The following is a 21,018-nucleotide window of genomic DNA, read 5'->3' as shown; positions in this document are numbered from 1 at the left end:
CAAACAAGAATTTACCCTGGAGTGTTCGTGAGGGGATTAAGTCCCTGAGCCGATAAGCAATCCCTAAGGGTTAGTACTTGATAGCTATTGAGCAAGCTCGGCTTGAACCGAGAAGCCTACGGTTATCATTGCTGATCCGCCTTGAACCAGCTGGTTCAAGGGTCAAAATCTCCAACGGCACTCTGGGGTATCCTCCTCGGTACCCAGCAACCATGGGTACTCTTATGACTCTATCCCGACAAGATTTTAGAAAGCTGATCCGCAGCAAGCGCAATCAACTCAGTGATGTAACACAGCAAAAAGCAGGATTTGATTTAATTGCCCAATTTGCACAAATACCAGAAGCCTCTTCAGCTCAGCATATTGCCCTGTATCTGCCTGCTGACGGTGAAATCAATACCACACCACTGATTAACTGGTTAAGAGCGCAAAGAAAAGCGATTTATCTTCCCGTTATCCACCCATTTTCAGCCGGACATTTGTTGTTTCTGCGCTACGACGCTGAAACACCTATGGTACTTAATCGATATAAGATTCAGGAACCTAAGCTGGATCAAACTCAAGTCATTCCCGTTAATCAGCTCGATCTTATCTGTACTCCACTAGTCGCGTTTGATCACCATGGACATCGTCTCGGCATGGGTGGAGGGTACTACGACCGAACGTTAGAGCCTTGGTTCCATCATCAATCAGGGCCAAAACCCATAGGCCTCGCGCATGACTGCCAGCTGGTCGAACAACTGCCCATTGAATCCTGGGATGTGCCTTTACCCAAAATAGTGACACCAAAGCAGATCTGGGATTGGGAATAGCCTTAGATTGGTTATATAATCGCGCCGCAAACGTTAAATTCAAACCTCATTCAGGAGATGGGCATGACTCAAGATGAAATGAAGAAAGAAGCTGGTTGGGCAGCACTTAAGTATGTTGAAAAAGACAGCATTGTCGGTGTTGGCACAGGCTCTACGGTAAATCACTTCATCGATGCACTCGGTACAATAAAAGACGATATCAAAGGTGCGGTTTCTAGCTCAGAAGCATCAACTGAAAAACTGAAAGGTTTAGGCATTGAAGTCTTCGACTGTAATGAAGTATCGAATTTAGATGTCTACGTTGACGGTGCTGACGAAATCAACGCTGCACGCGACATGATCAAAGGTGGTGGCGCGGCGCTAACACGCGAGAAAATTGTAGCGGCTATTTCAGATAAGTTTGTGTGTATCGTAGATGGTACCAAAGCTGTTGACGTTCTGGGTGAGTTCCCGTTACCTGTAGAGGTCATCCCAATGGCGCGTTCTTACGTTGCTCGTGAAATGGTAAAACTTGGTGGCGACCCTGTGTACCGTGAAGGTGTGGTGACAGATAACGGCAACGTTATCCTTGATGTACATGGCATGCAGATCACCAATCCTAAAGAAATGGAAGATAAAATCAATGCAATCGCAGGTGTTGTGACGGTTGGCTTATTTGCCCACCGTGGTGCGGACGTGGTGATCACGGGTACACCTCAAGGGGCAAAAATCGAAGATTAATTCAAGCTAGTTTCGGTTATTTCATTACAAACGGCACCATTAGGTGCCGTTTTTGTCTTTTATCCTATAAAAATTATTCCTTATTCCGTAATTTTCTTACCCAAAGTGTATTTTTTTTGTTAACTTAGTGAGCAGAAGACGCACAAGGAAAACGTTTGCGCGAGTCTTTTTGCTAACAAAACGTTTGCTTTAATGACATTACACTACTTGTGCGCCAGTTAAGCCCCAAATTTCCATTTTAAGGACGAAGACAATGGCCAAAGTTTCACTGGAAAAAGACAAAATTAAGATCCTCCTGCTTGAAGGTCTTCACTCATCTTCGGTAGAAGTATTGCAGGCTGCTGGTTACTCCAATATTGAATATCACAAAGGCTCGTTGCCAGAAGAGGAATTACTAGAAGCTGTAAAGGATGTTCATTTTATCGGTATTCGCTCCCGTACTAACCTGTCTCAGGAAGTGATTAATGCTGCAGAAAAGTTAGTGGCGATTGGCTGCTTCTGTATTGGTACCAACCAAGTCGACCTTAATGCTGCTGCCGTTCGTGGTATTCCAGTGTTTAATGCTCCTTTCTCAAACACCCGCAGTGTGGCGGAGTTGGTGCTCGGTCAAACCTTGCTTTTGCTGCGCGGTATTCCGGAAAAAAACGCTCTGGCACATCGTGGGATCTGGAAAAAGAGCGCCGACAACTCCTATGAAGCACGAGGCAAACGATTAGGAATTATCGGCTATGGCCATATTGGAACACAGCTGGGTATTATCGCCGAAAACTTAGGAATGCGTGTTTACTTCTACGATATTGAGAACAAACTTTCACTTGGTAACGCAACTCAAGTAGATACTATGAGTGAGCTATTGAACAAATGTGATGTTATTTCTTTACACGTTCCAGAAACCGCAGGCACCAAAAACATGATGGGCGCTGAAGAGTTTTCTCGTATGAAACCTGGTTCGATTTTCATTAACGCTGCACGCGGTACTGTAGTTGATATTGAAGCGCTTTGTCATGCAATGGAGTCCGGTCACCTTGCTGGTGCTGCGATTGACGTGTTCCCAACCGAGCCTAAAACCAACTCAGACCCATTTGAATCGCCACTGCAAAAATTTGATAATGTTATCCTTACCCCACACGTGGGCGGCTCTACACAGGAAGCTCAGGAGAATATTGGTGTAGAAGTAGCGGGTAAACTGGCGAAATACTCTGACAATGGTTCAACACTTTCAAGTGTTAACTTTCCTGAAGTCTCTTTACCTGAGCATCGTGATTGTTCGCGTCTGTTGCACATTCATAAAAACCGCCCAGGTATCATGACTCAAATTAACACTATCTTCGCAGAAGAAGGCATCAACATCGCGGGTCAGTATCTGCAGACCAGCGCCGATATCGGTTATGTCGTCATTGATGTTGAAACCAGCCGCTCCGAAGAAGCACTCAAGAAACTCAAAGGTATTGAAGGCACACTACGCGCGCGTATCCTTCACTAAGTTAAACCTCGACGCTATCAAAGCCACTGCTATTGCAGTGGCTTTTTGTTAACTCACATTCTCCCCTCAAAAAGTATCGAGTCCTAATGTTCCCTTAGGAACAAAAGCAGTTCGTTGATGTGTTTCTGAACTATCACGCAACTGATCTATTACGGAATCCAAGTCGAAATTTTTCACACTAACCTTCTGTATTTTCGAAAATTTTAATATTTATGCAACATTTATCACAGAAATAACTGTCATTATTCATACAATGCCCAACGCTTTCGAACGAAATTAATTTTGCTCGTTCACTTTCCCTTTACTTACCATCGCACAATAACAATGAGGTCCCTATGTTTGGAATCTTCAAACCTAAGGCGCACATCGACCGCTTATCTTCCGATAAGCTCGACAGCACTTATTCCCGATTACGTTGGCAACTCTTTATCGGTATTTTTGTTGGCTATGCTGGCTATTACTTAGTTCGCAAGAACTTTAGCTTGGCAATGCCCTACCTAATTGAACAAGGCTTTAGCCGCGGAGATCTTGGCGTTGCTTTAGCAGCAGTTTCGATTGCTTACGGCTTATCAAAATTTTTAATGGGTAGCGTTTCTGACCGCTCAAACCCGCGTTATTTCCTCAGTGGCGGCTTGCTGATGTCGGCGTTGATCATGTTTTGCTTCGGATTCATGCCTTGGGCGACCGGTAGTATCACTGCCATGTTCATCCTGCTTTTCCTAAACGGTTGGTTTCAAGGGATGGGCTGGCCTGCCTGTGGTCGAACTATGGTGCACTGGTGGTCTCGTAAAGAACGTGGCGAAATCGTTTCGGTATGGAATGTCGCTCATAATGTTGGCGGTGGCCTAATTGGTCCTCTGTTTATCCTTGGCCTATGGGCATTCAATGACGACTGGCGTACCGCTTTTTACGTTCCTGCTTTCTTCGCCACGCTAGTTGCCATCTTTATCTGGATGACAGTTCGCGACACGCCACAATCCTGTGGTTTACCACCTATTGAAGAGTACAAAAACGACTACCCAGACGACTACGATAAATCACATGAAAAGGAAATGACGGCCAAAGAAATTTTCTTTAAGTACGTTTTTTCTAACAAACTACTCTGGTCAATCGCCATTGCGAACGCGTTTGTCTACCTCATTCGCTACGGTGTGCTTGACTGGGCGCCGGTTTACCTCAAAGAAGCAAAAGATTTCACGGTTGATAAATCTTCATGGGCTTACTTCCTTTACGAATGGGCGGGTATTCCTGGCACCTTATTGTGTGGTTGGATTTCCGACAAGCTATTCAAAGGTCGTCGCGCCCCAGCCGGTATCCTGTTTATGGCCTTAGTGACAGTTGCGGTCTTGGTTTACTGGTTCAACCCAGCCGGTAACCCTGCCGTAGACATGATGGCGCTGGTTGCCATCGGCTTCCTGATATACGGTCCTGTGATGTTGATCGGTTTGTATGCTCTTGAGCTCGCTCCGAAAAAAGCTGCAGGTACGGCTGCAGGTCTAACCGGACTATTTGGTTATCTTGGCGGTGCGGTTGCAGCTAACGCGATTCTGGGTTACACAGTGGATCACTTTGGCTGGGATGGTGGGTTTATCATTCTGTTCGCATCCTGTATCGCATCTATTATTTGTCTAATTTATGCATTTGTTGGCGAACGTGCTCACCATAAACAGAAAGAAGCCGAAAAGGCAGCACTCGCTTAATACTCATCAAAGAGGCAGCACGGCTGCCTTATTTTAATCAAGGAATGAAGAATGAAAACAACGTCAGTTTGCGCTACATTTCTGGCTCTTAGTCTATCTGCTGGAGCTTTGGCTAAGCCTCTAGTCATCGCTCACCGCGGCGCATCAGGCTATCTGCCAGAGCATACTCTAGAAGCTAAAGCTTTGGCTTACGCAATGAAACCGGATTACATCGAACAAGATGTTGTCATGACTAAGGACGATCAACTGGTTGTCCTCCATGATCATTACTTAGATCGAGTCACCGATGTAGCAGAGCGCTACCCTGATCGTGCTCGTGCTGATGGCCGCTATTATGCAATTGACTTTACGCTCGCAGAAATCAAAACCCTAAAAGTGACAGAAGGGTTCAATATTGATGACAATGGTAATAAAGTTGCGGGTTATCCGACCCGTTTTCCAATGTGGAAATCCGACTTCAGCGTCCCTACTCTCGCTGAAGAAATTGAGCTCATTCAAGGGCTCAACAAAACGCTTGGTTACGATATTGGTATTTACCCTGAAATCAAAGCTCCATGGTTCCACCGTCATGAAGGCAAAGATATCTCTTCCGCAGTGCTTAAGCTATTAAAGCAGTACGGCTATGACAGTCAGGATGACAAAGTCTACCTACAATGCTTTGACGCCAATGAGCTCAAACGCATCAACAATGAACTCATGCCTAGTATGGACATGGATCTCAAGTTAGTGCAGCTGATGGCTTACACTGACTGGAACGAAACCATGGTCTACAAAGGCAACACGGCAACCCCATATAGCTATGATTGGATGTTCGAATCAGGCGCAATGAAGGAAGTTGCCAAGTACGCCGAAGGCATTGGCCCTTGGAAACCAATGTTGGTCGATGATAAATCAACCAAAGACAACATTATTATCAAACCCTTGATGAAAGAGGCAAAAGCAGCAGGCCTAGATGTTCACCCATACACTTTCCGAGCCGATCCAGGGCGTATTCCGAGTTATACTGATAGCTTCGAGGGAATGATGGATATCTTCTACAATCAGGTCAAAGTAGATGGCCTGTTTACCGATTTCCCAGACAAAGCAGTTAACTTTCTCAACCAATAGTCCTTAAACAAAAAGCCTTAGTCCATGACTAAGGCTTTTTTTTCACAACTAATATCAAGTTAAGGCTTCAGTGAACGCTCACCGCGTGCAATCCCTACCACACCACTTCGCGCAACCTCAATGACATCAGTCACTTCTGAAATCGCTTGAATGAACGCATCCAGCTTTTCACTGGTACCCGCTAGTTGAACCGTGTATTGAGAAGCGGTGACATCAACAATCTGACCACGGAAGATATCCGCTGTGCGCTTGACTTCTGCGCGAGCAAAGCCACTGGCTTTCACTTTAACCATCATCAGCTCACGCTCAATATGATCAAGTTCGGTAACTTCCTGAACTTTCAATACATCAATCAGCTTATTGAGCTGTTTCTGGATCTGTTCAAGCTGCATGTCATCCGAGATCGTAGTGATGTTCATGCGCGACAGCGTTTCATCATCTGTCGGTGACACCGTTAACGACTCAATGTTGTAACCACGTTGTGAGAACAGACCTACCACTCGAGATAATGCACCCGGTTGGTTTTCCATTAGCAGTGAAATAATGTGTCTCATATTACGTTCTCTCCGTTTTGCTTAGCCACATCTTGTCCATACCTTCGCCTTTAATTTGCATTGGGTATACATGCTCAGTTTCATCAACATTGATATCCACAAACACTAAACGATCTTTCATTTCTAATGCTTGTTTTAAACCAGACTCAAGTTGGTCTGGCGTTTCAATGCGAATTCCCGCATGTCCGTATGCTTCTGCAATCGCAACAAAGTCCGGAACGGAGCTCATATATGAGTTAGAATGTCTTCCTTGGTAAACAATATCTTGCCACTGTTTAACCATGCCTAGGAAACGGTTGTTTAGGTTAATAATCTTAACTGGAATATCGTATTGCAACGCCGTCGACAGCTCCTGAATGTTCATCTGGATACTGCCATCACCAGTCACCACTACGACCTCTTCATCAGGCTTAGCAAATTTAACCCCTAGACCAGCTGGCAAACCGAAGCCCATCGTGCCTAGACCACCAGAATTAATCCAGCGACGTGGTTTATTAAACGGATAGTAGAGCGCTGCGAACATTTGGTGTTGACCCACATCAGAAGCAACGTACGCATCGCCATTTGTCAGCTTGTGCAGAACCTCAATAACCTGTTGAGGTTTAATACGCTCAGGCGTGGATTCATAAGACAGACATTCACGATCACGCCAAGTCTGGATATCATCCCACCAGCTTTGTAATGCTTCACCATTGTTGGTGGTGCCTTGCTCCTCTAAGAGCGACACCATACTCGCTAGAACTTTCTCTGCTGAGCCAACAATAGGCAAATCTGCTTTGACGTTTTTTGAGATAGACGACGGATCGATATCAATATGCATCACTTTGGCATTCGGACAATATTTTTCTAGGTTGTTGGTGGTTCGATCATCAAATCGCACACCGATACCAAAAATTAAGTCTGCGTTATGCATTGCCATATTGGCCTCATACACACCGTGCATCCCCAACATACCAAGCGAGTTTTTATGCGTACCAGGGAAGGCGCCTAACCCCATTAAAGTGCTGACAACAGGTAGATTTAACGCCTCTGATAACTTCAGAAGCTGCTCATCAGCTTCTGAAATCACAGCGCCGCCACCGACGTAAAGAACCGGCTTTTTCGCCTCTAGTAATGCCTTCAAAGCCTTTTTGATCTGACCTTTATGACCCGTTGTAGTTGGCTTGTATGAACGCATTGCAATACTGGTAGGATATTCGTATGGCAATTTGACCTGCGGATTCATCACGTCTTTCGGCAGATCAATAACAACCGGGCCAGGACGCCCTGTCGTCGAAATATAGAAAGCTTTCTTCATGATTTCAGGAATATCTTCTGCTTTCTTAACCAAGAAGCTGTGCTTAACAATAGGGCGCGAAACACCGACAATGTCACATTCTTGGAAAGCATCATTACCAATCAGGTTATTAGGTACGTTACCTGAAATCACGATCATAGGAATAGAGTCCATGTACGCGGTTGCAATACCTGTCACAGTATTGGTCGCGCCGGGACCAGAGCACACCAGAACCACGCCTGGCTTGCCAGTGGCACGGGTATAGCCATCTGCCATATGGGTAGCCGCTTGTTCATGACGAACTAAGACGTGCTTAATTTGATCTGTCTTAGCATGAAGCGCATCGTAGATATCCAAAACGGAACCGCCAGGGTACCCAAAAATTTGTTCTACACCTTCTTCGATCAGAGATTGAACAACCATCTCTGCACCGGACAACATTGCTGTCATATTATTCTCCTCACCAGTATACCAATTAATAAGGTCAACTAATTGGGCTGGTTTTACATAGTCTAGGGCTTATTCGTAGCCTAAATCGAAATACTTTCACTTTTTCGGCTATGTCTTGCTCTGTCGTAACAGAAAACAAGTTCACGCAACAAATGTAACGTTTTCTTATCAAAGGGTCTAATGAGACATAATTCTCATTTTAAGCAATATGCTATTTATCAAACTAATATAAGGAAAGAACACCAGATTAAACAAAAAAAACAGAAAATGAGATAAAAAAAAACAAAAAATTCAGAGTAAAATATTAGCTAATGTCAGATAAGAACGAAGCTTTACCCTCATCAGGTCATCTGTTTAGGTATAAAAAATCCCTCAACAGTCAAAGACAACCGATTGAGGGAATTTTAAACAATTTAAAATTTAACTTGTTAGAGATTTACTTTTTCATTGCCGTATCACTGTACATTTCTTCGATTTCGTCCTGATATTTGTCGTTAATCACCTTGCGACGCAATTTCTGTGTTGGTGTTAGTTCACCATCATCCATTGAGAAAGCCTTTGGTAACAATTTGAACTTCTTAACCTGCTCAAACTTCGCCAGCTCTTGCTGTAGGTCGTTGACTCGTTGTTCGAGCATTTCCACCACTTGATGATGCTTAATCAGTTCAACACGATCATGGTATTTTATGTTCAGCTCTTTCGCGTACTCTTCCAAACTGTCGTAGCACGGTACAATAAGCGCAGAAACAAACTTACGCGTATCGGCAATCACTGCAATCTGCTCAATAAAATGATCTTTGCCGATTGCTCCTTCGATCATCTGCGGCGCAATGTACTTACCACCTGATGTTTTCATAAGCTCTTTAATGCGTTCGGTAATGAACAAGTTGCCATTTTCGTCGATATGGCCCGCATCTCCGGTTTTGAGGAAACCATGCTCATCAAACGTTTTTGCCGTCTCTTCTGGCATCTTGTAGTAACCACGCATTACCATAGGTCCGCGGACTAGGATCTCATTGTTTTGGCCGATTTTTACTTGAGCACCAGGCATTGCCATACCAATTGAGTCTGGATTGAAACACTTGTCATCCCAACACGATACCGTCGCAGTGGTTTCTGTCATACCATAACCGAGCTTAACATTGATACCGATAGCGTGGAAAAAGCGGCCTATAGTTTCGTCTAGCTTGGCGCCACCACAAGGCATAAAGTTGATGTTCCCACCAAGAAGAGCACGTAATTTAGACAACACCAACCTATTCGCTAAATCATGAGATTTCTGTAATACAATAGAAGGCTTACGTCGCTCTTGATGACAAACCGCCATCTTAGCCCCCATGTTAACCGCCCAAGTAAACAAGACTTTGCGAATGAATGGGGCTTTAGCGACTTTTTCATGGATGGCAGAGAAGATCTTTTCGTAAAAGCGCGGAACCGCACACATCACTGTCGGGCGCACCTCACTCAAGGCATCACGTACTTGCATGGTATCTTGTAGATAACAATTGGTAGCACCTTTATACAGAACGTAGAAAGTCCATGCTCGTTCAAAAACATGAGAAAGAGGTAAAAAGCAAAGAGAAACGTCAGTTTGCGATAAGCTTAAACGCTGATCATGACCTTCAAGTTGAGCGCCGATATTGGCGTAATCGAGCATCACACCTTTCGGTTGACCTGTGGTACCTGAGGTATAGATCAAAGTGAGAAGATCATCTAAATTCGCTTGCTCTATGCGAGTATCGAGTTCTTGCTGTTGGGCTTTATCTACATTGGCAATGAGTCGCTGCCAACGGATGGCAAATCCGTGCTCCCCCACATCAATATCATCAGACATAGCAACAATAAGTTCTAGTTGTTCACATTGATTAAAAATAGACACGGCAGCATCAAATTGAGCCTGTTCACCAACAAACAGAACTCTCACATCTGCATCTTGTAAGATATACGCAGATTGAGCCGCTGTGTTCGTTGGGTAAATGGGTACAGTAACCGCGCGAATTTGAAGAGCAGCAAAGTCCGCCACTGTCCACTGCGGCATGTTGTTAGAGAAGATACCGATCTTATCTTGAATTCGGATCCCATGAGCCAACAAAGCAAGTGACAAAGCATCCACTTGCTGACCAAATTGCTTCCAGCTAATGCCATTCCACATATCACCCACTTTGTGTTTTAGAGCAATATGGTCACCGCTTTTGGCAATCTGTTCACGAATTCTTTTTACAATATGAAAATCTAAGTTGGCCATCTTTTCTACCTTTAGCTTACACCTGTAAGCTTTTTAGAGCGCACAAGTGTACATTTAAGGCCATAAAAGGCAACTGACGGGTATCAAACTTATCCATTAAATCGTAAAAAACCTTGAATGACGAATAGCCACTCAAGGTTTCATTCTTGCCATAAATAACTGTAAATTAGTCTAGGGCAACTACTTCACCGCAGATCATCATTAGCTGATCTCGTAACCAAATATGACCTTTGTCTTTTTCGCTTGATTCATGCCAGCTTAGGAAGCCACTGATCTTGCCATTTTCAAATGGGAAATCCAGTACTTGCAACTGTTCTTTGTTCGCTGCATTTTCTACCATCCAACGTGGTGCGATAGTCACAAGCTCAGATTGTCCAACCACGTAAAGCACGTTGCTCAAGCTTGTTCCTTCGTAATACGCCTGCACGTCTAGATCACGGTATGCTTGCTCAGAGAAACTGCGCTGACCATGAACACGAGATAGTTTCGCATGACGCTCACCTTTAAGAAGCTCAGCAGTTACGGCATCCTGAATACGTGGGTGAGATTTAGAAGCAACAACGACAAGCTCGTCTTGGAAGATTTCTGTACTTGAGAATCCTTGTTCGTCGAAACGTGCGTAATCAATCACGAAGTCGATTTCTTGATAGCGCATTCTCTCCGCTAATTGGCGGTCAAATTCAGCATCAAGATGAAGCTGTACATTTGGAGCCTGATCGTGAATTGTCGACATAATTCTAGGCGCAAAGCGCATATCACAAGGACTACAGATCGCCAGTTTAAACAAACGCGTTGATGTTTCAGGCGAGAAAATTGAGCTTGGTAGCTCATTACGGATAAGTTGCAGTGCTTGGCGAACTGGACCAAACAACAGGCGCGCACGCTGAGTCGGTTGAATACCACGCCCCTGACGCATAAATAGCTCGTCATTGAACATAACTTTCAAGCGTGCAACCGCATTACTTACTGCTGGTTGAGACATGCCCAAGTTATGAGCGGCACGGGTAATATTTTGTTCTTGCATTACTGCGTCAAAAACAGTGAGAAGGTTTAGATCTACTCCACGTAGAGTACTTTCCATTCGGTAGCTAGCAATCGCACTCATAGATTCTTTCTTATCAATCATCAGGGCAAGCCTCTTGTATTCGTCAATGTAAATGGTTCTTAAAATGAATATTGGTTGGGAATAGATAACCCAGATAGTGTTATATTTATCCGTCAGATATTTCCCGGCGGATTTCTACTATCAGCGAATCAATCAATGATTAGCAACAAGATTGATAATTAATCAGTATTTTTTACTTAAGCTATAAAATTAATATTATTAATCATTAAGTTATGTCATATATAAAAAATTATAAATCGCACATACTGTAAAGGATCAGCTAATCAATTAGGTTTAAGCATGGAGTTAAGATCGTGACGAGATGTATTGGTAGAAAAAATAATTTATGGGGCAGATACAAACACAGCATCAATAATTTGATGCTGTGTACCCGAGAAAAGTGGCAATAAGCTAAATATTGGTGACGTAACTTGGAAAGTCTACTTTATCCCACAAGGTTTGAGTTAACTCAGACTTGTTATCCCAGTCACCTTTTATCAGCCAGTCAGCAATCGCTTCAGCTACATCGGGATAAGTGACGCTTTCCGCTTGATCATCATCTAGCCAATGACGTACAACAGAAGCATCAAGCATGTCCATACAACTGGCTAGGCCTAGAACTTCTAAGGTTGCCACATTACTCATCTGCTCAAACTGCCCACTCAGGGGCTTGAGCAATAATTTTTTCCCTAGAGTCAGAGCTTCCGATGGGAGTTCAAAGCCACCATTGGCAATAACACCGTTACAGCGATTAAGGTGATATTGAAATTTCTGAAAACTCAATGGCAAATAGCATACATTGTCGACAATTTGCTCCTGCCTAATTTCCGGATGAAAGCAGACAAATCGCTGTTGTGAGAATCGCAGCAATAGCTCCGCGATATCATCTATGCTCTCAAATGGCAAATACACGAGCACAAAGTCTTCACCTTCGACTTGTTCATTATGTGTATGAACAATAGGAGGAAGAATGGGTTGATCGAAGTGGTACCAATGCAAACCGATATGGTGCAAAGCAGGAGCAAAGTACTTAATGATTTTTTTGTCTAGCCAACTCGCTCCTTTGAGAGGCACAGAGTATCGGAATGCATTCTGATGGCTGATACTGATGGAAACCTTGCCTTGCATTTTCGATGCCCATGCTGAAACGGGCTCAAAATCATTCAAAACGATATCAAAATTACTTAAATCAAGCTGCCTCACCTCTTTACAGAAAGTGAGCAAGTTATTACGCAGGCATGTTTTATGGTAATTGACCTGGCCACTCTCAGTCACAAATGTCAAACCACGTCGTGTGTGATAATCACCAAACGCTTCCATTGAAAAGTATTTATCGACTGCACGACCAGAAAAAAGAAACTCAACGTCAATGCCCCGACGTTTGAGTGCGTAACTCATTGCTCTAGCTCGAGCGATATGACCATTTCCTGTACCTTGAACCCCATACAGAACTCTCATGCTTTACACTCCCATGATCACAGATAGTCCAATTTGGGCGCAACCAATACCCAATAGTGCACCGAGTACCACATCTGTTAGAAAGTGGACACCCAGTAAAATACGAGAAGCTGCAATCAAAGCCGCCCACAAAAAGACAAACATTTCTAGGTCGATGTAAAAGTGACTGATCAGCGTAGCCATTAAAAAAGCGGCGGCTGTATGCCCTGAAGGCAAGCTGTAACGATCTGAAGGTGTAATGAAGGACGTCACCAGCTCAGATAGCTCTTCTGGTCGACGACGTTTAAAGAGGTTTTTAGCTGTCCAGTAGATAGGTAGCTCCACAGCAAAGGCAAGCAAACCGGCCAGTAAAAAGAGCCTACCGATTTCGCCACCAAACCACCAAGCGACAAGGCCTATCAAAGCATACAAATGCCCATCCCCCGTGTGAGAGACGGCTTTGCTCCATCGAGAGAGTGGATATGAGAATTTATGTTGTAGACAAAACAGTGAGAATGCCAAATCAAACTTGGCGATTGGTTCGATTGAACGCATTACCGACTCCTTGCAACGACGGTTCTACGTTCAAATTAAGAGAAGTAAGTGACAAATCAGTGAAGCTTTCAGGTTGATTCAGTTACATCGTCAACATCAACGCCAGCTTGGCACACGCAATGCCCAAACCCGCCCCTATCACGATATCAGTGAAGAAGTGTACGCCCAGAAAAATACGTGAGGTGCTCACTGCTGCCGCCCAGCCGTACGCTGCAATCGCATATTGAGGGTAAAAGCTCGCAATTAATGTAGCCATCAAAAATCCAGCCGCAGTATGACCGGATGGCAAGCTATACTGATCCGCGGGTTGGATAAATGAGGTGAGTGATTCGGAACGATCATAGGGACGACGGCGCCGAAAACCATTCTTCAAAACCCAGTAAATGGGTAATTCGATGATAAATGCCAGAATGCCGACTTTAAGAAAAGCGGCACCTGCGGTCGTATCCAGCGCCCAAGCGATCAGGCCAATCAGCAAATACAGATGCCCATCTCCAGTATGAGAAATCAGGCGACTCAGCTTAGCCAGCGGCAGATTAAAGCGATGACCTAAGCAAAATGAGGACAATGCCAAGTCAAATTTGATGATGGGTTCAACGGCACGCACGGTACTTTTCTCCTGTGATCACATGAGAAGTCACATCATAGGTATAGCGAGATGAACCAGAGATTAATCATCTCGTTCATCTTGCCATTCACTGCTCGAATAGCAGGACAATATCTTCTGTATGCCTAATATGGTTTATCGCCATAAATTAGTTCATTTGACTATTGATGAATAAAAAAACAACTTTAGGGTTGACGTACTCAGTGGAGTGCGGTACTAATTTATTAACTTAATTCTGTGGTTTATTTAACGCCCTAATAGGAACCGTTAACAATGATAAAGCGTTTTTCTATCCTGCTGAGCCTCCTCCTTATCGTGACACGATCGCGCGGGTAGGCTGTGGAAGAAAAATAACCACAACGAGATATCAGAAACCCGCACACAGATGCGGGTTTTTTTATACCTAAAATACCGGAAGAAAACGATTAACAGTGTGGTAAACACACAAGTCAGGAAGGAAGCAAACATGAACGATCAAGTCATTATTTTCGACACCACATTGCGTGATGGCGAACAAGCGTTGTCAGCAAGCTTGACAGTTAAAGAGAAACTGCAGATTGCCTATGCGCTAGAAAGGCTAGGTGTTGATGTAATTGAAGCGGGATTTCCTGTCTCATCTCCTGGTGACTTCGAATCCGTGCAGACCATCGCCAAACACGTAAAAGACAGCCGAGTCTGTGCGCTAGCACGTGCCGTTGCGAAAGACATTGACGCTGCAGGCGAAGCGTTAAAAGTCGCTGATCAATTCCGTATTCATACCTTCATTTCTACTTCCACCGTCCACGTCCAAGACAAACTACGCCGCAGTTATGATGACGTTGTCGAGATGGCAGTCAAAGCGGTAAAACACGCCCGTCGCTACACTGATGATGTCGAATTTTCCTGTGAAGATGCTGGACGTACCCCAATTGACAATTTATGCCGCATGGTTGAGGCCGCTATCAACGCTGGTGCTAACACGATAAACATTCCTGATACCGTTGGTTACACAGTGCCAAACGAGTTTGGCGGAATTATCCAAACTCTGTTTGATCGTGTTCCAAATATTGATAAAGCCATTATTTCTGTTCACTGTCACGATGACTTAGGTATGTCAGTCGCTAACTCAATTGCAGCTGTTCAAGCAGGCGCACGACAAATTGAGGGTACGATCAATGGTATTGGTGAACGAGCGGGGAACTGCTCCTTAGAAGAAATCGCGATGATTATCAAGACTCGTCAGGAATTCTTGGGTGTTCACACTGGTCTTAAGCATGATGAGATTCATCGCACCAGTAAATTGGTCAGTCAGTTATGTAACATGCCAATCCAAAGCAACAAGGCTATTGTTGGTGCCAACGCATTCAGTCACTCTTCAGGCATCCACCAAGATGGCATGCTAAAGAACAAAAACACTTACGAAATCATGACCCCAGAGTCAATCGGCCTGAAAAATCAAGCATTGAACTTAACCAGCCGCAGTGGACGTGCTGCAGTGAAAAGCCACATGGATAGCATGGGCTACAAAGAAGACGAGTACAACTTGGATGCGCTATACGAAGACTTCTTGAAACTGGCTGACCGTAAAGGCCAAGTCTTTGACTACGATTTAGAAGCGCTAATGCACTTTTCTAACTTGCGTGAAGAAGACGATTTTTACAAATTGAACTACCTAAGCGTTCAGTCAGGTAGCGTCATGGCAACCACAAGTATTAAACTGCAATGTGGTGATAAAGAGACGTCTGAAGCTGCGGTAGGTAACGGCCCTGTTGACGCGCTTTACCAGTGTATCTATCGCATCACCGGATATGATATCGTGCTAGACAAGTTTGATTTAACCGCGAAAGGCGAAGGTGAAGACGGGCTTGGTCAGGCTGATATTATCGCCAACTACAAAGGTCGTAAATACCACGGTACTGGTGTATCAACAGACATCGTAGAAGCTTCTGGTCAAGCACTACTGCACGTAATCAACAGCATTCACCGTGCAGATAAGATTGCCGAAATCAAACAGCAAAAAATCGCAACAGTATAAATAGACTCTAGGGATGCGAGTCATCTCTGGAACAAAAGATATAAAAATTAAAGGATTACCATGACAGACAAATCTTACAATATTGCCGTTCTACCAGGAGACGGTATTGGCCCAGAAGTAATGCAGCAAGCACACAAAGTGCTAGACGCCATCGAAAAGAAACACGGTATTGCTTTCTCTCGCAACCAACACGATGTGGGTGGTATTGCCATCGACAATCATGGTTGCCCACTACCAGACAGCACAGTAAAAGCCTGTGAAGAAGCAGATGCAGTACTATTCGGCTCAGTCGGCGGCCCTAAGTGGGAACATTTACCGCCAAATGATCAGCCTGAACGTGGTGCTCTTTTACCTCTGCGTAAGCACTTTCAGTTGTTCTGTAACTTGCGTCCAGCCCAAATTCACAAAGGCCTAGAAGCTTTCTCACCTCTACGTGCAGATATTTCTGGCAATGGCTTTGATATCGTCGTGGTACGTGAATTGACAGGTGGTATCTACTTCGGCCAACCAAAAGGCCGTGAAGGCGAAGGAGCGAATGAAAAAGCATTTGATACCGAGATTTATCACCGTTTTGAAATTGAGCGCATCGCTAAAATAGCATTCGAATCAGCGCGCTTACGTCGCAAAAAAGTGTGCTCTATCGATAAAGCGAACGTTCTACAGAGCTCTATCCTGTGGCGTGAAGTGGTCGAAGAAGTGGCGAAAAGCTATCCAGATGTCGAGCTGTCACACATGTACATCGATAACGCGACCATGCAGCTAATCAAAGATCCTGCGCAGTTTGACGTCATGCTGTGTTCAAACATCTTCGGCGACATCATCTCTGACGAATGTGCAATGATCACTGGTTCTATGGGTATGTTACCTTCTGCCAGCTTGAACGAAAGCCAATTTGGCTTGTATGAGCCAGCAGGTGGCAGTGCACCAGACATCGCAGGTAAAAACATCGCAAACCCTGTTGCACAGATTCTTTCTGCTGCACTAATGCTGCGTTACAGCCTAGGTGAAGAAGCTGCTGCACAAGATATTGAAGCAGCAGTATCTAAAGCACTGTCTGCTGGAGAGCTGACCGCCGATCTAGCAGGTGACAATCCTGCCCTTTCGACATCAGAAATGGGCGATAAAATCGCTGAGTACATTTTAAATTCATAATAATTATTCGCACCTGATAAGCCGTTGTCAGGTGCTATACACGGGATAGTAATAATGGGCAAAACACTGTATGAGAAAGTCTACGATGCACACGTTGCCGTAGCCGCCGAGGGTGAGAACCCAATTTTGTATATCGATCGCCACTTGGTACACGAAGTGACTTCACCCCAGGCCTTCGATGGCCTGCGTGAAAAAGGTCGTCAAGTGCGTCAGGTCAGCAAGACCTTTGCCACCATGGACCACAACGTTTCCACCACTACTAAAGACATCAATGCATCTGGTGAGATGGCACGTATTCAGATGGAAACGCTGTCAAAGAACTGTGAAGAGTTTGGTGTCACTCTTTACGACATTAACCACAAATACCAAGGTATCGTGCATGTAATGGGCCCAGAGCTGGGTATTACCTTACCTGGCATGACGATCGTTTGTGGTGACTCTCACACAGCCACTCACGGTGCATTTGGTTCATTAGCTTTTGGCATCGGTACTTCTGAAGTTGAGCACGTTTTAGCGACTCAAACGCTAAAGCAGGCACGAGCCAAAACGATGAAGATTGAGGTAAAAGGTAAGGTGAACCCTGGCATCACAGCGAAAGATATCGTTTTAGCCATCATTGGTGAGACAACAGCAGCTGGCGGTACGGGCTATGTAGTTGAGTTCTGTGGTGAAGCAATTACTGATCTAACGATGGAAGGTCGTATGACAGTGTGTAATATGGCTATTGAGCTTGGTGCCAAGGCGGGTCTAATCGCGCCTGATGAAACCACGTTCGAATACATCAAAGGCCGCAAATTCGCACCTCAAGGCGATGATTTGGAAGCGGCTATTGAGTACTGGTCTTCACTCAAAACTGATGAAGATGCAGAGTTTGATGCAGTCGTCACTCTAAATGCAGCGGAAATCAAACCTCAGGTGACTTGGGGTACAAACCCTGGTCAGGTAATCGCCGTTGATCAACCTATCCCAGCACCAGAAAGCTTTGCAGATCCTGTCGAGAAAGCATCAGCAGAAAAAGCATTGGCGTATATGGGGCTAGAAGCTGGCAAAGCACTATCAGATTACAAAGTCGATAAGGTATTTGTTGGTTCTTGTACTAACTCTCGTATCGAAGACATGCGCGCCGCTGCACAGGTAGCAAAAGGCCGTAAAGTTGCAGATAACGTGCAAGCTCTTATCGTACCGGGCTCTGAGCAAGTCAAAGCGCAAGCAGAAGCAGAAGGCTTAGACATCATCTTTAAAGAAGCGGGCTTTGAATGGCGCCTTCCTGGCTGTTCAATGTGCTTGGCGATGAACAACGATCGCTTAGGTCCACACGAACGTTGCGCATCAACTTCAAACCGTAACTTTGAAGGCCGCCAAGGTCGTGATGGCCGTACCCATTTAGTAAGTCCTGCGATGGCAGCAGCGGCAGCAATTGCTGGTCACTTTGTAGATATTCGTGAGTTGGACTAAGGAGAGAACAGATGTCAGGTTTTAAACAACACACAGGCTTAGTCGTTCCTCTAGATGCCGCGAACGTCGATACCGATGCCATTATCCCTAAACAATTCCTACAAAAAGTTTCTCGCTTGGGTTTTGGTAAACACCTATTCCATGATTGGCGCTTCCTAGATGATGCAGGTGAGCAGCCAAACCCAGAGTTTGTAATGAATGCACCTCGTTATCAAGGTGCCTCTATCCTACTCGCTCGCGAAAACTTTGGCTGTGGTTCCTCACGTGAACACGCTCCGTGGGCACTGGCAGACTATGGCATCAAGGCGATGATCGCGCCAAGCTTTGCCGATATTTTCTATGGCAACTCAATCAACAACCAAATGGTACCGGTTCGTCTCACAGAGCAAGAAGTCGATGAAATCTTCCAATTTGTAGAGGCAAATGAAGGGGCACAGGTTGAGGTCGACTTAGAAGCCAACCGAGTTCGCGCAAACGGTAAAGAGTACTCTTTTGAAATTGACGAGTTCCGTCGTCACTGCTTGCTAAATGGCTTGGACAACATCGGTTTGACACTACAGCACGAAGATAGAATTGCCGATTACGAAAGTAAGATTCCCTCATTTCTCAAGTAATTAAAACCGATATAAAAAGGTTGGCTCATGCCAGCCTTTTTATTTCTTTGAAAGTTATCATTCGTAGGCTCGGTCTAAAATCTTAATGTTGTTATGAATAGGACTGACCATGAGACTCTTTCTTGCTTTTATCGCCGCGTTAATATCTTTCCACGCTTACTCTGCTCCCAAATCTGAACTTTGGCCCTACTGGAATACCAGTAATGAATCTAATACCACCAAAGTTGACCATCAGCCTTGGCAACAAATACTCGATAAATATCTCATCACGGAAAGCGAATACACCCTTTTTAAATACTCATCAGTCAGTGTCCAAGATAAACAACAACTCAATGACTACATAGATCAACTGAGTCATATCAATCCACTTCAGTTAAGCAAGGCTGAGCAGTACCCTTACTGGGTAAATTTATATAACGCGATTACTGTCGATTTGATTTTAGGCGCTTACCCAATCAAATCGATCACAAAATTAGGTGGGTTATTCAGTTTTGGTCCTTGGGGAGATGAAGTGGTTTCCATCAATGGAAAAGAGCTCACGCTGAATGATATTGAACATCGAATTTTACGCCCGATATGGAATGATCCAAGAACCCATTATGCGGTCAACTGTGCTAGCTTAGGCTGTCCAAACCTGCAATCTCAGGCGTTTACTGCTGAAAATACAGAAGCCTTACTTGAGCAAGCAGCGACCACCTTCATAAACAGTGAAAAAGGCGTGTTCATCAAAAGTGGTAATACTCAACTATCTTCCATTTATGATTGGTTTGCTGATGACTTTGGTAATAGCCAACAGTTAATCCAGCATCTGGCAAAATACCGCCCAGAGTTATCGGATTTAAGTGGTAAGTTTAGTTATGAATACGATTGGGATTTGAATGAGAAGGAATAGCGGAAGAGGATAAGGGATTCGGGATGCGGGATGCGGGATACGGGATGCGGGAACGGGCTTCGCCCTACGGAAAACTGGAAAACTGGAAAACTGGAAAACTGGAAAACTGGAAAACTGGAAAGTTTTTGAGGGTTGGCATATCGTGTCAAACCTTCTTGTTTTCAATACATAACGTTGTCATCCCCGAGAGCGAGGCACGAGCGAGTTGGGGATCTCTTACAGCAAGCCGAAGAATTTATGAGATTCCCTATCCCTTCCTTCGTCAGTCTATGGAATGACAGTTTACCTCTCAAAGGACGCTGTCTACCTTAGACTTTCAACACGTAGCATTCCAGCAGAGCGAAGCCCGCTCCCGTTTTCTCGAAACGAAGTGTTCCATAGGACGAAGTCCGTTCCAACTCTCCAATACGCAGATACGAAAAGACCTCAGCATTTCTGCTGAGGTCTGGAATAAGTGGCGGAGCGGACGGGACTCGAACCCGCGACCCCCGGCGTGACAGGCCGGTATTCTAACCAACTGAACTACCGCTCCGCACTGGTTAGACTCTTGAGTCTAAGTTTTTTGCCTTTAGATTTTTCTAAAATCTAAAAACAGAAAGGGAACCTGGCAATGTCCTACTCTCACATGGGGAAGCCCCACACTACCATCGGCGCTACTTCGTTTCACTTCTGAGTTCGGCATGGAATCAGGTGGGTCCAAAGCGCTATGGTTGCCAAGCAAAATTTTTGCTGGTGCTGATACCCAGACTCGAACTGGGGACCTCATCCTTACCAAGGATGCGCTCTACCACCTGAGCTATATCAGCATAATTTTGCTCAAGATATTTATCTTAAACAAGG

Annotated in this window: 17 protein-coding genes, 2 tRNA genes, 1 rRNA gene and 1 other RNA gene; 11 read left to right on the top strand and 10 right to left on the bottom strand. The window is 44.6% G+C overall.

Features of this window, described 5'->3' with window-relative positions:
- Positions 1-10: 10 nt before the first annotated feature.
- The 6 genes from ssrS (at position 11) to glpQ (ending at position 5,822) form a co-directional block, all read left to right on the top strand.
- A non-coding RNA gene (gene ssrS / locus OH455_RS13365) (6S RNA) lies at positions 11-193 on the top strand.
- Positions 194-224: 31 nt separating this feature from the next.
- A complete protein-coding gene (locus OH455_RS13360; RefSeq protein ID WP_269981747.1) occupies positions 225-812 on the top strand; it encodes a 5-formyltetrahydrofolate cyclo-ligase in 588 nt (195 codons plus the stop codon).
- A gap of 63 nt (positions 813-875) precedes the next feature.
- A complete protein-coding gene (gene rpiA, locus OH455_RS13355) occupies positions 876-1,532 on the top strand; it encodes a ribose-5-phosphate isomerase RpiA (protein ID WP_064488710.1) in 657 nt (218 codons plus the stop codon).
- Between the two features lie 253 nt (positions 1,533-1,785).
- On the top strand, positions 1,786-3,015 hold the full coding sequence (gene serA, locus OH455_RS13350; protein WP_206369808.1) for a phosphoglycerate dehydrogenase: 1,230 nt from the start codon (positions 1,786-1,788) through the stop codon (positions 3,013-3,015).
- Between the two features lie 335 nt (positions 3,016-3,350).
- A complete protein-coding gene (gene glpT, locus OH455_RS13345; RefSeq protein WP_045975417.1) occupies positions 3,351-4,715 on the top strand; it encodes a glycerol-3-phosphate transporter in 1,365 nt (454 codons plus the stop codon).
- A gap of 51 nt (positions 4,716-4,766) precedes the next feature.
- Positions 4,767-5,822, top strand: coding sequence for a glycerophosphodiester phosphodiesterase (gene glpQ, locus OH455_RS13340; protein WP_269981746.1), 1,056 nt, complete (start codon positions 4,767-4,769; stop codon positions 5,820-5,822).
- A 59-nt stretch (positions 5,823-5,881) separates the two neighbouring features.
- Here the strand turns inward: glpQ and ilvN are convergent, their stop codons facing one another.
- The 7 genes from ilvN to OH455_RS13305 form a co-directional block, all read right to left on the bottom strand.
- Positions 5,882-6,376 carry an acetolactate synthase small subunit gene (ilvN, locus tag OH455_RS13335; RefSeq protein WP_045975419.1) on the bottom strand — a complete coding sequence of 165 codons (495 nt, stop codon included), beginning with the start codon at positions 6,374-6,376 and terminating at the stop codon, positions 5,882-5,884.
- A 1-nt stretch (position 6,377) separates the two neighbouring features.
- Positions 6,378-8,102 (bottom strand): acetolactate synthase 3 large subunit, encoded by a 1,725-nt coding sequence (locus OH455_RS13330; protein WP_269981745.1) that lies wholly within the window; start codon positions 8,100-8,102, stop codon positions 6,378-6,380.
- Positions 8,103-8,538: 436 nt separating this feature from the next.
- Positions 8,539-10,347 carry an AMP-dependent synthetase/ligase gene (locus OH455_RS13325; protein ID WP_269981744.1) on the bottom strand — a complete coding sequence of 603 codons (1,809 nt, stop codon included), beginning with the start codon at positions 10,345-10,347 and terminating at the stop codon, positions 8,539-8,541.
- A gap of 166 nt (positions 10,348-10,513) precedes the next feature.
- A complete protein-coding gene (gene leuO / locus OH455_RS13320) occupies positions 10,514-11,473 on the bottom strand; it encodes a transcriptional regulator LeuO (RefSeq protein ID WP_269981743.1) in 960 nt (319 codons plus the stop codon).
- Between the two features lie 390 nt (positions 11,474-11,863).
- On the bottom strand, positions 11,864-12,910 hold the full coding sequence (locus tag OH455_RS13315; protein WP_269981742.1) for an MJ1255/VC2487 family glycosyltransferase: 1,047 nt from the start codon (positions 12,908-12,910) through the stop codon (positions 11,864-11,866).
- 3 nt (positions 12,911-12,913) lie between these two features.
- Positions 12,914-13,444, bottom strand: coding sequence for a phosphatase PAP2 family protein (locus tag OH455_RS13310; RefSeq protein ID WP_045975424.1), 531 nt, complete (start codon positions 13,442-13,444; stop codon positions 12,914-12,916).
- A gap of 82 nt (positions 13,445-13,526) precedes the next feature.
- Positions 13,527-14,051 carry a phosphatase PAP2 family protein gene (locus OH455_RS13305; RefSeq protein WP_269981741.1) on the bottom strand — a complete coding sequence of 175 codons (525 nt, stop codon included), beginning with the start codon at positions 14,049-14,051 and terminating at the stop codon, positions 13,527-13,529.
- A 466-nt stretch (positions 14,052-14,517) separates the two neighbouring features.
- Between OH455_RS13305 and leuA the strand changes: the two genes are divergently transcribed.
- From leuA to OH455_RS13280, 5 genes are all read left to right on the top strand, one after another.
- Positions 14,518-16,065, top strand: a complete 1,548-nt coding sequence (gene leuA / locus OH455_RS13300; RefSeq protein WP_269981740.1) for a 2-isopropylmalate synthase — start codon at positions 14,518-14,520, stop codon at positions 16,063-16,065.
- Between the two features lie 60 nt (positions 16,066-16,125).
- Positions 16,126-17,217 carry a 3-isopropylmalate dehydrogenase gene (gene leuB, locus OH455_RS13295; RefSeq protein ID WP_045975426.1) on the top strand — a complete coding sequence of 364 codons (1,092 nt, stop codon included), beginning with the start codon at positions 16,126-16,128 and terminating at the stop codon, positions 17,215-17,217.
- 54 nt (positions 17,218-17,271) lie between these two features.
- Positions 17,272-18,672: a 3-isopropylmalate dehydratase large subunit gene (leuC, locus tag OH455_RS13290; protein ID WP_269981739.1), complete on the top strand. Its 1,401-nt coding sequence runs from the start codon at positions 17,272-17,274 to the stop codon at positions 18,670-18,672.
- 11 nt (positions 18,673-18,683) lie between these two features.
- The gene (gene leuD, locus OH455_RS13285; RefSeq protein ID WP_269981738.1) at positions 18,684-19,286 is read left to right on the top strand and encodes a 3-isopropylmalate dehydratase small subunit; all 603 of its coding nucleotides are present in this window, start codon (positions 18,684-18,686) and stop codon (positions 19,284-19,286) included.
- 109 nt (positions 19,287-19,395) lie between these two features.
- On the top strand, positions 19,396-20,178 hold the full coding sequence (locus OH455_RS13280) for a DUF547 domain-containing protein (protein ID WP_269981737.1): 783 nt from the start codon (positions 19,396-19,398) through the stop codon (positions 20,176-20,178).
- A 455-nt stretch (positions 20,179-20,633) separates the two neighbouring features.
- Here the strand turns inward: OH455_RS13280 and OH455_RS13275 are convergent.
- The 3 genes from OH455_RS13275 to OH455_RS13265 form a co-directional block, all read right to left on the bottom strand.
- A tRNA-Asp gene (locus tag OH455_RS13275) sits at positions 20,634-20,710 on the bottom strand.
- A gap of 70 nt (positions 20,711-20,780) precedes the next feature.
- Positions 20,781-20,896 (bottom strand): 5S ribosomal RNA (gene rrf / locus OH455_RS13270).
- 12 nt (positions 20,897-20,908) lie between these two features.
- Positions 20,909-20,984 (bottom strand) — tRNA-Thr (locus tag OH455_RS13265).
- Positions 20,985-21,018 lie beyond the last annotated feature (34 nt).

Origin of the sequence: Vibrio sp. T11.5 (assembly GCF_027587155.1) — a bacterium.
In the GTDB taxonomy this organism is placed as follows: Bacteria; Pseudomonadota; Gammaproteobacteria; order Enterobacterales; family Vibrionaceae; genus Vibrio; species Vibrio neptunius.
The sequence above is the reverse complement of the archived record's forward strand: the minus strand, read 5'-3'. Positions and strand labels throughout refer to the sequence as shown.